The 14,307-nt window shown below is 33.3% G+C and carries 15 protein-coding genes and 1 tRNA gene; 10 read left to right on the forward strand and 6 right to left on the reverse strand.

Annotated elements, in window-relative coordinates; all coding sequences use genetic code 11:
• Positions 1 to 416 precede the first annotated feature (416 nt).
• The 5 genes from EG242_RS00005 to porX all read right to left on the reverse strand — a co-directional run bounded on the left by EG242_RS00005 (position 417) and on the right by porX (position 4,219).
• Positions 417 to 504 (reverse strand) — tRNA-Ser (locus tag EG242_RS00005).
• A 140-nt stretch (positions 505 to 644) separates the two neighbouring features.
• Positions 645 to 1,025, reverse strand: coding sequence for a DUF4258 domain-containing protein (locus EG242_RS00010; protein WP_124897881.1), 381 nt, complete (start codon positions 1,023 to 1,025; stop codon positions 645 to 647).
• A gap of 35 nt (positions 1,026 to 1,060) precedes the next feature.
• Complete coding sequence (locus tag EG242_RS00015; RefSeq protein WP_124897882.1) at positions 1,061 to 2,257, reverse strand: alanine dehydrogenase; 1,197 nt, start codon at positions 2,255 to 2,257, stop codon at positions 1,061 to 1,063.
• Positions 2,258 to 2,259: 2 nt separating this feature from the next.
• Complete coding sequence (tsaE, locus tag EG242_RS00020) at positions 2,260 to 2,664, reverse strand: tRNA (adenosine(37)-N6)-threonylcarbamoyltransferase complex ATPase subunit type 1 TsaE (RefSeq protein WP_124897883.1); 405 nt, start codon at positions 2,662 to 2,664, stop codon at positions 2,260 to 2,262.
• Between the two features lies 1 nt (position 2,665).
• Positions 2,666 to 4,219, reverse strand: coding sequence for a T9SS response regulator signal transducer PorX (porX, locus tag EG242_RS00025; RefSeq protein ID WP_124897884.1), 1,554 nt, complete (start codon positions 4,217 to 4,219; stop codon positions 2,666 to 2,668).
• A 209-nt stretch (positions 4,220 to 4,428) separates the two neighbouring features.
• Between porX and EG242_RS00030 the strand changes: the two genes are divergently transcribed.
• From EG242_RS00030 to EG242_RS00075, 10 genes are all read left to right on the forward strand, one after another.
• Positions 4,429 to 5,424: a glycosyltransferase gene (locus EG242_RS00030; protein ID WP_124897885.1), complete on the forward strand. Its 996-nt coding sequence runs from the start codon at positions 4,429 to 4,431 to the stop codon at positions 5,422 to 5,424.
• A gap of 2 nt (positions 5,425 to 5,426) precedes the next feature.
• On the forward strand, positions 5,427 to 6,011 hold the full coding sequence (gene coaE / locus EG242_RS00035) for a dephospho-CoA kinase (RefSeq protein ID WP_235831836.1): 585 nt from the start codon (positions 5,427 to 5,429) through the stop codon (positions 6,009 to 6,011).
• Between the two features lie 77 nt (positions 6,012 to 6,088).
• On the forward strand, positions 6,089 to 7,708 hold the full coding sequence (locus tag EG242_RS00040; protein WP_124897887.1) for a sensor histidine kinase: 1,620 nt from the start codon (positions 6,089 to 6,091) through the stop codon (positions 7,706 to 7,708).
• Positions 7,709 to 7,736: 28 nt separating this feature from the next.
• A complete protein-coding gene (locus tag EG242_RS00045) occupies positions 7,737 to 8,453 on the forward strand; it encodes a response regulator transcription factor (RefSeq protein WP_124898065.1) in 717 nt (238 codons plus the stop codon).
• 254 nt (positions 8,454 to 8,707) lie between these two features.
• Positions 8,708 to 9,118, forward strand: a complete 411-nt coding sequence (locus tag EG242_RS00050; RefSeq protein ID WP_124897888.1) for an Rrf2 family transcriptional regulator — start codon at positions 8,708 to 8,710, stop codon at positions 9,116 to 9,118.
• 55 nt (positions 9,119 to 9,173) lie between these two features.
• A complete protein-coding gene (locus EG242_RS00055) occupies positions 9,174 to 9,821 on the forward strand; it encodes an NAD(P)-dependent oxidoreductase (RefSeq protein WP_124897889.1) in 648 nt (215 codons plus the stop codon).
• A gap of 18 nt (positions 9,822 to 9,839) precedes the next feature.
• Complete coding sequence (locus EG242_RS00060) at positions 9,840 to 10,241, forward strand: DoxX family protein (protein WP_124897890.1); 402 nt, start codon at positions 9,840 to 9,842, stop codon at positions 10,239 to 10,241.
• Between the two features lie 206 nt (positions 10,242 to 10,447).
• Positions 10,448 to 11,395 (forward strand): aldo/keto reductase, encoded by a 948-nt coding sequence (locus EG242_RS00065; protein WP_124897891.1) that lies wholly within the window; start codon positions 10,448 to 10,450, stop codon positions 11,393 to 11,395.
• Between the two features lie 168 nt (positions 11,396 to 11,563).
• A complete protein-coding gene (locus tag EG242_RS00070; protein WP_124897892.1) occupies positions 11,564 to 12,358 on the forward strand; it encodes a glucose 1-dehydrogenase in 795 nt (264 codons plus the stop codon).
• Positions 12,359 to 12,383: 25 nt separating this feature from the next.
• The gene (locus EG242_RS00075; RefSeq protein WP_124897893.1) at positions 12,384 to 12,941 is read left to right on the forward strand and encodes an NADPH-dependent FMN reductase; all 558 of its coding nucleotides are present in this window, start codon (positions 12,384 to 12,386) and stop codon (positions 12,939 to 12,941) included.
• Between the two features lie 265 nt (positions 12,942 to 13,206).
• On the opposite strand, the gene EG242_RS00080 is transcribed toward EG242_RS00075, so the two are convergent.
• Positions 13,207 to 14,301, reverse strand: coding sequence for a M42 family metallopeptidase (locus tag EG242_RS00080; protein WP_124897894.1), 1,095 nt, complete (start codon positions 14,299 to 14,301; stop codon positions 13,207 to 13,209).
• Positions 14,302 to 14,307 lie beyond the last annotated feature (6 nt).

Consider the following 14,307-nt stretch of genomic DNA (forward strand, 5'->3'; position numbering starts at 1 on the left):
TTCATACGTCAAAAATAAGATTTTATGCTTAACTTTAACTAGAAGCTAAGTTAGTATATCCAGTAATCCGTAGATAAATATATCGCAAGTCAGATCCTTTGTGATGGGTTTTTAAATAAAAATTTAACCCGTAGCTTGATTCTATCATAATGTAATTTTTAATATTTATAAATATCGTATTACAATATCTTTAATTCAAGTCGTTAAAGTATTTTACATGTTGATAATCAGTGTTTTAACTATCTATTCGTGGCAATTTTTTTTTGACTTCAAAATTGCCACGAATTTGCCACAGAATTATGAGCGTTTTTGAAAATTTTAGTGGTTCTTTTACCAATAAAAAAAACCTGCAAATCTATTAGATCGCAGGTTTTATAAGCCTTTAAGCAAAATTATAAAGTGATATGCTTAATAACTGGCGGAGAAAGAGGGATTCGAACCCCCGGACCTGTTACAGTCAACAGTTTTCAAGACTGCCGCATTCGACCACTCTGCCATTTCTCCTTGGTCTTACAATTAACGTTCTTTACGTTCCTTAATTGTGATGCAAATATAGAGTGAAATTCTTATTCTGCAAGGGCTTTTAGATGTTTTTTTTTACTTTTTTTATAACTGTTTCATTTTCAGAAATAAAAAAAATGAAATTATTTTTTAGTTGGATAAACGTCTTTAATAAGCACTTTTTCGCCGTAATTAATCATTTCTACCGTAATTGCTTCTTTCTTAGTGTTTTGTCCTTCAATTACATATAATTTACCGCCTTGTTCCATAACATTGCTTTTATCAAAGTCAACATCGCCATGTGTTAAACACATACGTATATCGTTCATGTTTATTAAAGAATCATTAAAACTAATTTGAGCTTTATCGGAAATAGTAATTGGTTTTGTACGCAGGTCTTTTAAAACTCTACAATTAGGTAGGTAACAAAATTGAGTGTCTTTGGCATCAAAAAAATAAAAAACAATAATTCCGCCAATTAATAATCCTAATAAATAATATGCTAAACGCTGTGAAAATTTCATGAAAATAATTTTGTGCAAAAATACACTATTATTAGTTATAGAAATATTAAATTAAGATCTTTAAACGGAAGATTAAACCATTTTGCGATGGGTTCATTAACTAAAATTCCTTTATACATATAAATTCCCGATCTTATGGTGTTATCGTAGCTAATGGCATCGTCTATAGAACCGTTCTCTGTTAAATCTAACAAATAGGGCGATATAATGTTGCTTATGGCTAACGATGCGGTTTTAGAATATTTTGCTGTAATATTTGGCACGCCGTAATGAATAACGCCGTATTTGGTAATGACAGGATTTTCGTGTGTAGTTACTTCAGAGGTTTCAAAACAGCCGCCATTATCAATACAAACATCAATAATAACTGAACCGGGTTTCATTCGCTGAACCATTTCCTCAGAAATCACAATAGGGGAGCGGTTGCAACCTTTAATGGCACCAATAGCAACATCGCAACGCATTAATGCTTTGGTTAGCACTCTTTCTTGTATGGTTGATGTGAATATTTGTGTAGGCAATGATTTTTGTAAACGTTTTAGTTTATGAATATTGTTATCGAACACTTTTACGTTTACGCCTAATGCCAATGCGGTTTTTACTGCAGCTTCGCCTACCAAACCAGCTCCGATTATAACGACTTCGGTTGGTGGAACGCCCGTGATGTTTCCAAAAAGCAAACCTTTACCGCCATTCATTCTACACATATAATCACTGGCAATTTGTATAGATGCTATGCCCGCAATTTCGCTAATGGCGTGTAAGAAAGGATAAGCGCCGTAACGATCTTTTATAAATTCGTAACAAAGTGCTGTTATTTTTTTCTTTTCTAACGCTTCAAAATATTCTTTTTTTTGGGTTTTAAGCTGTAATGCCGAAAAAAGATACGTCTTAGGTTTCATCAACCTTATTTCGTTGATCGTTGGTGGATCAACCTTTAAAATAATAGGGCAACCAAAAACTTTTTCTTTATCATGTGTTATGGTTGCGCCGGCTTCGCTGTATTTTTTATCGTCATAACTGGCTTCTGTACCCGCACCGGCTTCCATCAATACTTTGTGACCTGCTTTTACCAACATATTTACCGATTCTGGTGTAAGACAGATTCTTTTCTCTATTTTAAAATCTTCTTTTGGAATACCAATAAAAAGTTGTCCGCGTTTTCTACGAATTTCTAATTTTTCCTCTTGCGGAATTAATTGCGATTTTGAAAAAGGGCTTGTAATATCCATAATTAATCAAAATTTAATTCACGTGTGTTTTCATCGATAATTGTAATGGTAAGCTTATGCACTTTTTCTGGTAAAATACTTGTTGCCATTTCGGGCCATTCTACAAAACACCATGCGTTTTCATCAAAATATTCGTCTAAACCCATATCGTATGCTTCTGCTTCATTTTTTAATCGATACAAATCAAAATGATACACTTTATCTTTCGTTCCTAAATATTCATTCACAATTGAAAAAGTAGGACTGCTTGCCATTTCGCTAACACCTAATTCTTTAGCCAGCGCTTTAATTAAAGTGGTTTTACCTGCGCCCATAGGTGCATAAAAAAGCCACGTTTTATAAGTACTATTTTTAATTAATTGCTGCGCAATATTGTTTAATTCGCCAATAGAATAGGTCACTGTCATTTTACTTCTTTGGTGTTAAGGTTATAAGTGGAACAATCATTTCTTCTAACGAAATACCGCCGTGCTGGTACGTATTTTTAAAATAACTTACATAATAATTGTAATTGTTAATATACGCTAAAAAATAATCACTTTTAGCAAAAATATACGAACTACTCATATTTATTGCAGGAAGTTGCACTTTTTTAGGGTCTTTAACCACATAAACATCTTTTGGTTCGTAAGTTAACGACTTTCCTGTTTTGTATCTAAGGTTTAAACTGGTATTTTTATCGCCAATTACCTGCGACGGATTTTTACAGTTTATAGTTCCATGATCTGTAGTAATTATTAATTTAAAACCTGCTGTTTGTGCTTGTTGGATAATTTCTAATAAAGGCGAGTTTTTAAACCAACTTTGTGTTAGTGATCTGTAAGCTTTATCGGTTGATGCCAGTTCTTTTATAACTTCCATTTCGGTTTTTGCATGCGAAATCATATCAACAAAATTATAAACCAATGCAATTAATTTGTTGCTTTTTAATGATTTGAAATTTTCGGCAAGCTTTTTACCGTCTTTTAAATTGGTAATTTTATGATATTCGTATTTAATATTTAAACGCAAACGTTTTAATTGATCTTCTAGAAATTCGGCTTCAAAAAGATTTTTACCGCCATCATCCACATCATTTTTCCAATATTGAGGCAGTTGTTTTTCCATTTGTAGTGGCGTTAAACCTGAAAAAATAGCGTTTCTAGCGTATTGAGTTGCCGTTGGAAGTATGGAATAATAATAATCTTCCTTATCTACCTTATAATGCTGGTTTACAATAGCTTCGAATGCTTTCCATTGGTCGTATCGCAAATTATCAATTACTACGAAAAGCACGTTTTCCTCGCCGCGTAATTCTGGTACAACCTTACGCACAAACAGTTTATGAGAGAAAAGAGGGGCGTCGTCATCGTTATTAATCCAATCTTCGTAATTTTTTTCTACAAATTTTCCGAATTGAATGTTTGCTTCTTCTTTTTGTTTTTCTAGAATTTCGGCTACATTTTGATCTTCAATTGTTTCTAATTGCATTTCCCAGAAAATCAATCTTTTGTATAAATCGGCCCATTCCTGATGCGAATTTGCTTGCATCATATCCATTGCAATTTTTCTGAATTCTTTCTGATAGTCTAACGACGTTTTTTCTGATACCAATCTAGAATGATCCAAGTTTTTCTTTAAACTCAATAAAATCTGATTTGGATTAACAGGTTTAATCAAATAATCGGCAATTTTAGATCCAATCGCTTCATCCATTATAAATTCTTCCTCACTTTTAGTAATCATTATAATAGGTATGGTCGATTTTTTCTCTTTCAATTCCGCCAAAGTTTCCAAGCCTGTAATTCCCGGCATATTTTCATCCAAAAAAACGGCATCGAAATTTTCTTCACCAAATAAGTCAATCGCATCTTGTCCGTTAGTAGCTGTAGTTACTTTATAGCCTTTCTTTTCTAAAAAAAGTACATGTGGTTTTAGTAAGTCAATTTCATCATCAACCCACAATATTTTTATTTCATTCATAGCAATAATTTTTTACCCCATTTAGTAAAACAGGTAATTAGATTTTAAATTTAGTAAAAACAAGATATAATTTTCTTAAAATAATAATAAGAAATTTAAAAACCTTATTTACTACAAAAATGATATAAATATTTTGTTTTTTAGGTACTTTTGTATGTTTTATTAATTAAAATAACGGCAATTAAGCTGTGGGTTAACTAAATTTTTTAATGTATTTTTCTTTTATAATTCCTGTATACAATAGACCCGATGAAATTAATGAGTTGTTACAAACTTTAACCAAACAAACTTACACAAGTGATTTTGAAGTTGTTGTAATTGAGGATGGATCTACTATTAATTGCCAAAGTGTTGTTGATGAGTATATTAACAAACTTAATATATCTTATTACTTTAAAACTAATTCGGGACCAGGTGATTCACGAAATTACGGAATGCGCGTTGCAAAAGGTGATTATTTTATAATATTAGATTCTGATTGTTTGATTCCCGAAAATTATTTGGTTGAAGTGGATGCCTATTTAAACAATAGTTTTGTTGATTGTTTTGGTGGACCTGATGCAGCGCACGAATCTTTTTCTGATGTACAAAAGGCAATTAACCAAACAATGACATCGGTTTTAACAACAGGTGGAATCCGTGGTGCTAGCGAAAAATTAGGAAAGTTTCAACCACGAAGTTTTAACATGGGAATTTCAAAGGAAGCTTTTGAAGCATCGGGCGGTTTTGGAAAAATTCATCCAGGCGAAGATCCTGATTTATCAATTCGTTTATGGAAAATGAATTTTAAAACGGCTTTAATTCCAAATGCTTATGTTTTCCACAAACGCAGAATAAATTGGGAAAAATTCTACAAACAAGTGAATAAATTTGGTAAAGCGCGTCCAATTTTAAACCAACGCCATCCAGAATATAGTAAACTTACCTATTGGTTTCCTGCTGTTTTTTTAGTTGGCTTTTACATTTCTATTCTATTTCTTATTGTTGGAATTAATGTACTTTTTTACTGCTATGCCTTGTATTTCCTAGCTCTTTTAATAGAAACATTAGTTAAAACCAAGAACTTAAAAATAGCATTTTTAACAATAATTGCAACCTTTATTCAATTTTTTGGATATGGGGCAGGGTTTTTGTATAGCTATTTTTTGTTAAATATTAAGAAACAAGATCCACAAGTAGCAATGCCCGAAATGTTTTTTAAATAATTATGAAAATAATAGGAGTTACAGGCGGAATTGGTAGTGGTAAAACAACCATTATCAATTATATAAAATCGAAAGGTTTTACGGTTTATATTGCAGATAATGCTGGTAAAAATGTCATGCAAAAACCTGAAATTATAAAACAAGTAAATGAATTGTTTAACCATCAAGTTCTTTTGCCTACTGGTTTATTAGATCGATCTAAAATAGCTTCCCTTGTTTTTAACGATACTATTTTGTTACAAAAATTAAACAATATTGTACATCCAGCTGTAGGTTTAGATTTTGAAGAATTTTTAAAAGAAAATGTTTCGCAAAAAATTATTTTTAAAGAAACAGCTGTTTTGTTTGAATCTGATTTGTATCATGATTGTTTTGCAACAATTTTAATTACAGCACCAATTGAAGAACGTATTAATAGGGTTGTTAAAAGAGATGGCATTGCAAGAGAACAAGTTTTAAATAGAATTAAAAATCAGTTATCTGATGAGGAGAAGGCTAAATTAGCCACCTACGTAGTAGAGAACGTTGATATTTTAACTGCATTTAAGAGTATTGACGATATTATCGATAAAATTTTAATTAATTAGTCATGATGTTAACTTTAGGTTAAAAGCATTATTTTTAATTGTTAAAATGTTAAATTTGAACATATTTTAATCATATAATGAATAGATATAGATTTCAGTTTTTAGTTGTTTTAATGAGTTTAGCGCTGTTAGGAATAACTTTAATACAGCTTTACTGGATTAGTACAACGTACGAAAATAAAGACGATCAATTTCAGCACTTAGCCAACCAAACAATAGGTAAGGTTGCCGATAGAATTAAAGAAAAAGAACGTTATGAGTTTGATAAAAAGCTTTACGAATACCGTACAAAAACGGGTAAGGTTCCAGATAAAACAACAATAAAAGAAATTTTTTATATTGAAAAAGACAACAGAACAAACGAAGAAATTGTTTATTCTAGCATTATTTCTGTTGAAAATTTAGCCGACTTTAATGTTGGTAAAACGTTCATTGACAGTGCAAGTGGTTATAAAAAAGATTATAAAAACTACGTTAGTAGTAGGAAAACCGAGGTTTACCACGGTAAAAAAAATATTACCGATGGTTTAGAAACACAACATAGATCCTTAAATAATCAAACACAACCAGATTTGGTAATTGAGAAAAAAGGAACTTTAAGCGATTTAGAAGACCGTATTGGTAATGAGTGGACTTATAACGATATAGTGTCGGTTTATCCTATAGAAGATCGTTTAGATAACAAAGTTTTGTCTAATCTTTTAAAACAAGAATTAAACATTAATAAAGTTTCTACCGATTTTGAATATGCTGTTTTTAACAATGGATTAGCAACCACAATTAAATCGGGAAATTTCATTTATAATGAAAAAAATACGTATGCGGTTCCTATATTAACAGATATCGAAAACAATTCAAAATATCAATTATACGTTAGTTTTCCTCAGAAATCTAAGTTTATCGTATCAGATTTGTTGCCGTTTATTTTAATATCATTGCTGTTTACAGTAGTAATTATCGCAGCATATTACAGCGCTATTCGTCAGTTAATAACACAACGACAAATTTCTGAAATAAAAAACGATTTCATTAATAACATGACGCATGAATTTAAAACCCCTATTGCAACAATAAACCTTGCTTTAGATGCTATAAAAAACCCTAAAATCATTAATGACGAAGAAAAGGTTTTAAGATATGCACAAATGATTCGCGATGAAAACAAACGAATGCATGCGCAAATTGAAAACATCTTAAGAATATCAAAATTAGAAAAGAAAGAGCTAGATATTCCTAAAGAAAAAATTGAATTAACAGATGTGTTAGAAGCTGCAATTGATCACGTTTCATTACTTATTGAAGACCGCAAAGGAACATTAAATATGCACTTTAATACAACAAGAGACACCGTGTTAATTAATCCAACACATTTTACAAGTGTTTTTGTGAATATTTTAGACAATGCCATAAAATACTCGCCAAGTGCACCAATAATAGACATATATACAGAAAATGTTAAAGACACTATAATTGTTAAAATAAAAGATAAAGGCAGTGGAATGAGTAAAACTGCTACAAAGAAAATATTTGATAAATTTTACAGAGAACATACCGGCGACTTGCACAACGTAAAAGGTCATGGTTTAGGTTTGGCGTATGTAAAACAAATTGTAGACGACCATAATGCCCAAGTGTATGTAGAAAGCGAAAAAGGTAAAGGAAGTACCTTTATTATAAAAATACCCCTAATTAATTAATTTAAACAAACAACAAATAATTAAAATGATGGAAGTAAGTAATAACAAAAAGATTTTACTGGTAGAAGATGACCCAAACTTTGGATCAATCTTAAAAGATTATTTAATGATGAATGATTTCGATGTAACTCTTGCCAAGAATGGAATGGAAGGTTTCGAAAAATTCAAAAAAGATACATTTGACCTATGTATTTTAGATGTAATGATGCCTTATAAAGATGGTTTTACGTTAGCACGTGAAATACGCGACAAAAATAAAGAAATTCCTATTATTTTCTTAACTGCTAAAACAATGAAAGAAGATGTATTGAAAGGATATAAAGTAGGTGCCGATGATTATTTAAACAAACCTTTTGATTCTGAAGTTTTGTTAATGAAAATTAAGGCAATCATGCAGCGCAAATCTTCTGAAGTTAAGGCAGAGAATACGAAATTTGAATTCCAAATTGGTAAATTCAATTTAAACTCAAAACTTCGATTCTTAACTTTTGAAAACGATGAGCCTATTAAATTGTCGCCAAAAGAAAACGAATTATTAAAGATGTTAGCACTTTACGAAAACGATTTAATGCCGCGTGAAGTAGCTTTAACTAAAATTTGGAGAGATGATAATTACTTTACCTCTCGTAGTATGGACGTTTACATTGCTAAACTTAGAAAATACCTAAAACCAGATGAAAACGTTGAGATTTTAAACATTCACGGCGAAGGTTTTAGATTGGTTATTAAAAATAAAGATAAATAACATAAAAGCTTGAGAATTTTCTCAAGCTTTTTGTTTAAAAAAAATCAGTAACCAACCAATTTATAAAGAATAGTTTACTACAGAAGGAAACACCATAACTAACAATTAAGTAATGGTATTTTTCACATTTATTTTTAAATCAATAAGGCAAAGACGTTAAAAAAGCGTAATAAAAATCCATTTTCCAAAAGATTAAAAGTTAATTGTAATAAAAATAGTTACAATTAAAAAAATATTCTTACCTTTGTACCATTATGAACAACACAAGATTTGCAACCATCATTCATATTCTTACGCTTTTGGCGAAGTATCCCGACCAATGGATGAGTTCGGAATGGATTGCCGAAAGCATCAATATCAATCCGGTGATTGTTCGGAAAGAGCTTGCTGTTCTGCACAAAAATGGTTGGGTGCAAAGTAAAAAAGGAAAAGAAGGCGGTACGATGTTACAAGTGTCGAGCTGTGAAATTTCGATGGCAGATATTTTTAATACCGTTAAAAATTCCAATGTATTGGGCAAGAAAAATAGTTGTACAAATACGAAATGTCCAATCGGAAAAGAGATAAATACAGAATTGGAAAAGTTGTTTGATCACACGGATGAAATCGTTGTGAATTATTTGAAAACTAAATCCTTAAAAGATTTTGTAGATCCATTCAAATAAAAAAATTTATCCATAAATGTAACAAAAGTTATTACAAATTAAATAAATATAAAAAATGAAAGTAGCCATTATTGGAGCCACAGGATTTGTAGGTTCAAAATTAGTAAACGAAGCCCTTAACAGAGGTTTGGAAGTAACGGCAATCGCCAGAAAAACTGAAAACATCTCGGCTGAGAACATCAACAAAGTTGCTGTGGATGTGAACAATGTAAACCAGCTTTCGGAGGCTCTAAAAGGTCACGATGCCGTGATCAGTGCGTTCAACGCAGGCTGGACCAATCCTAATCTATACAATGATTTCTTGGCAGGTTCAAAATCCATTCAGCAAGCGGTAAAACAAGCCAGCGTACAAAGAATGATTGTAGTGGGTGGTGCCGGAAGTTTGTATGCTAATGAAGAGCAGCAATTGGTGGATACTCCAGATTTCCCCGCCGAAATCAAACCCGGAGCAACTGCTGCAAGAGATTACCTGAATATGTTGAAAGAAGAGACAACCTTGGATTGGGCGTTTTTTAGTCCGGCTATCGAAATGCACCCTGGAGTAACCGAAGGGAGAACGGGCAAATATCGCTTAGGAAAAGACCAGCCTGTTTTTGATGAAAATAACATTTCTAAACTTTCACCGGAAGATGTAGCGGTGGTTTTATTGGACGAAGTACAAGAGCCAAAACACCACCAAGAACGTTTTACAGCAGCATATTAAAATTTTAAATTAAGAAAAATGAAAAGAAATATAGATGCAGGCTTATTGATCTTTCGCTTAACATTAGGCATATTAATGCTGATGCACGGCATCCACAAATTGATTAATGGTGTGGATGGCATCAAAGGAATGCTGGCAGAAGTGGGACTTCCCGGATTTCTGGCTTATGGTGTGCATTTGTGCGAAACCATCGCCGCTCTGCTGCTGATTGTCGGCTTCAGAACGCGGTTGGCAGCGGTTGCGTACACAGGTGTCATGGTGGTTGCCTTTCTAATGGCACATATAGACCCACTTTTTGCCCTCGGAAAATCGGGTGCATGGCTACACGAAGGCATCGCATTATTCTTATTCGGTGGCTTGGGCTTGATTTTTACAGGTGGTGGTAAATACGCATTATCTACTAACAATCAGTGGGATTAAATCAATAAAATTTAACCAGGCTCTTAGAACACGATAATTTTTTGGGCATTCCCCGCTGAGGCGGGTCGGGCTTTCCGCTACAATCTTTTTGTGCCGTTAGCACTCCACAAAAAGAATTTTCGCTGCAATCCCTAATGCAAACAAGCAGCCCAACAGTTGCTATTTCAAATTTTATCGTATCGCAAACAACAATTAAATATTTTATCATGAAAAAAATAAAAATCGGACAGACCAATTTAGAAATAGCACCATTTAATTTAGGTGGAAATGTTTTTGGCTGGACCATAGACGAGCAAAAATCTTTTGAAATATTGGATGCTTTCGTAGCAGCAGGATATAATTTTATCGACACCGCCGATATGTATTCTTACTGGATAGATGGTGGTACAGGCGGACAATCCGAAGCTATTATTGGAAAATGGATGAAAGCAAGAGGCAATCGTGAACAGCTGATTATTGCCACAAAGGTAGGTGGACCAACTGGCGAACACGGTATTGATACCAGCCGCAAACATATTTTGGAAACTGTAGAAAAATCTTTAGAAAGACTACAAACAGACTACATTGATTTGTATTACCTACATTACGACGACGAAAATACACCGGTCGAAGAAACATTAAGAACCTTCGATGAATTGGTGAAATCCGGAAAAGTAAAACACATTGCTGTTTCCAACATTTCAGCAGAACGATTAAAAGAATCCTTGGAGTTTTCGGACAAAAATAACATGGCAAAATACCAAGCTTTACAACCGTTGTATAATTTGGTAGAGCGTGAAAATTATGAAACAAACTATGCTCCCATTGTAAAAGAGCATGGCTTAACCGTGTTCCCATACTCTGCTTTGGCATCCGGATTTCTTAGCGGCAAATACAGATCAGAAGCCGATTTTCAAAAAAGTCCACGTGGACAAGATGCGGCAAATTATTTGAACGAAAAAGGATTGAATATTTTAAATGCTTTAGACCAAATTGCCGAAAAACACCATACCGTTCCAGCAGCTGTTTCCTTAGCTTGGTTATCGGCTCAGCCCAGCATTGGTGGTCCTGTAGCCAGTGCTACTTCTGCCAATCAGTTAGCTGAAATTCTATCCAGTACATCTTTGACTTTAGACAAAGCTGATTTGGAATTATTGGATAAGGTAAGTAAATAAATGTCTTAACGTATTCCTAAAAAATGAGGAGAACAACGCAATAATAACAATAATATAATGTAGGAATTGCAATAGAAAAATCGTAACTTAACAACATCATTTCATTGACTATTAATCGCTTAGAATAGATATAAAGCATGTTATTAATAATTAATAAAATTAGAAATTATGAACAAAAGATTTGAAAATAAAGCAATCATCATCACAGGTGCCGGAATGGGACTTGGATTAGCTACAGCAAAAGAATTGGCTTCAGAAGGTGCAAACCTTGTATTGGTTGACTACAACGAAAAAAGTTTGGCAGATGCCAAAGCGGAAATCTCTAAAAAATTTCCTGATGTAAAAATAATCCATGTAGTAGCTGATGTATCGAAAGAAGAAGCCGTAAAAAACTATGTAAATGAAGCAGTAAAAACGTTTGGTAGCATTGACGGACTTTACAACAATGCAGGCATAGAAGGCAAGCAGGCAAGCATTACGGAATATGACGTGGATATGTTCAAAAAAGTAATCGACATTAACCTAATGGGGGTTTACTACGGATTGCGATATGTGATTCCTGTGATGCAGCAACAAAAATTTGGTCGTATTGTGAACGTAGCTTCTGTAGGTGGTATCCGTGGCGTACTGAATCAAATGCCTTATGTGGCGAGTAAACATGCGGTTTCGGGTATGACCAAAAATACGGCTTTAGAGTACGGTAGAGATGGAATTTTAACCAATGCCATTGCTCCGGGAGCTATTCTTACTCCCATGGTTGCAGAAGCATTTAAGCAAGTAAACCCAACAGATCCTAAAGCGGCGGAATCAGAATATGCACAACGCAATCCGACTAAACGCTTGGGATTACCACATGAAGTAGCCAAAGTAGTGGCATTTCTTTTAAGTGAGGAAAACGGATATGTAAACGGACAAACCATCGCCATTGACGGAGGCGAATCTAACATTTACGGAAATTCTTAATATTAAGCCCAATAAAAAGTCAAAAATGAGAAAATTTAAAATAGCAGCCTTAGTAGGCTCATTACGCAAAGATTCGTTCAATAAAAAAGTAGCGGAAACATTAATTGGTTTAGCACCAGATAATTTAGAAATGGAAATCGTTGAAATTGGACAGTTAACCCATTACAACGAAGATTTAGACACAGATACACCACCAAAAGAATGGACTGATTTTCGTGAAAAAATCAAAGGATATGACGGCGTATTTTTGTTTACACCAGAGTATAACCGTTCTGTTTCGGGCGTATTGAAAAACGCATTGGATGTAGGTTCACGTCCTTATGGCAAAAGCGTTTGGAATGGTAAACCTGCTGCTGTAGCAAGTATATCGATGAGTCCGCTTGCTGGTAGTCTTGCCAACCATACAGTACGTCAATCGTTGGTCTTTTTAAATATGCCGGTGATGCAACAGCCCGAAATATACATAGGCAGTGCCCACGAATTGTTTGATGAAAACGGGAAAGTATTAGAAAGTTCTGCTACTTTCTTAAAACAAGTGATCGGTGCTTATGCTGCTTGGGTGGAAAAAAATCTTGGAAACTAAAATAAGTTTCACCAAAGTAGAAAGAATTATCAATAGTTCAATACATCGGCATTCCTGACGATATAATATTTTAAGAACAACAAACCAAAAGCTATTTTATATAATAAAGACACCTCTGAGTAAATCGGAGGTGTCTAATACTTAATAGCCTAAATTTATTATTTTAAACCCAAGATCTATAAATACTTACCTAAAAACTTTGATAAGTTTTAATTAAAAAAAAAGCGGTAATTATTTGGCTTATTTTTGCCTTTTAATAATCTATTTATTTAAAGTAATTAAAATTGTGGTTGTTATCAATTCTTAATAAGGTTTCGTAAATTAATTTAATAACGTTTTCAACATCGTTTTTATGAACCATTTCTACGGTGGTATGCATGTATCTTAAAGGTAATGAGATTAATGCCGAAGCTACACCACCATTACTATACGCAAATGCATCAGTATCTGTTCCGGTAACGCGAGACGATGCCAGTCTTTGAAAAGGAATTGCATTATTTTCTGCCGTATCAATAATTAAATTACGTAGGTTGTTTTGCACAGCAGGGGCGTAGGTAATCACCGGACCTAAACCAATTTTTGTTTCACCTTCAATTTTTTTGTCAATCATAGGTGTAGTGCTGTCGTGACAAACATCTGTTACAATAGCAACATTGGGTTTAATGCTTTGTGTAATCATTTCGGCACCTCTTAAACCAACTTCTTCCTGAACAGAATTTGTAATATATAAACCAAACGGAAGTTTTACATTGTTTTCTTTTAACAAACGTGCAACTTCGGCAATCATAAATCCGCCCATTCGGTTATCTAACGCACGACAAACAAATTTTGTATCATTTAAAATTTCAAAACTGTCAGGATATGTTATTACGCAACCAACATGAATGCCTAAAGCCTCAACTTCTTCCTTAGAATCGCATCCGCAATCAATAAAAATATTCTCTAATTTTGGTGTCGGTTCGTCTTTACCAGCTCGCAAGCGTGTATGGATAGCAGGCCATCCAAAAACACCTTTAACAATTCCTTTTTTTGTATGAATGTTCACTCGTTTAGATGGGGCGATCATTTGATCGCTTCCGCCGTTTCTAATTACGTAAATCATTCCATTTTCATCAATATAATTTACATACCACGAAATTTCATCTGCATGCCCTTCAATAACAACCTTAAATTCCGCATCTGGATTAATTACCCCAACGCAAGTGCCATAGGTATCGGTAAAAACGGTATCTACATAAGGTTTTATGTAATCCATCCATAACTTTTGTCCTTCTTTTTCAAAACCTGTTGGCGATGCATTGTTTAAATAATTCTCTAAAAACCTTAGTGAATCATTATTTAGTATGGTTTTTGTAATCATATTTTT

The organism is Paenimyroides viscosum (genome assembly GCF_003858535.1).
GTDB lineage: Bacteria > Bacteroidota > Bacteroidia > Flavobacteriales > Flavobacteriaceae > Flavobacterium > Flavobacterium viscosum.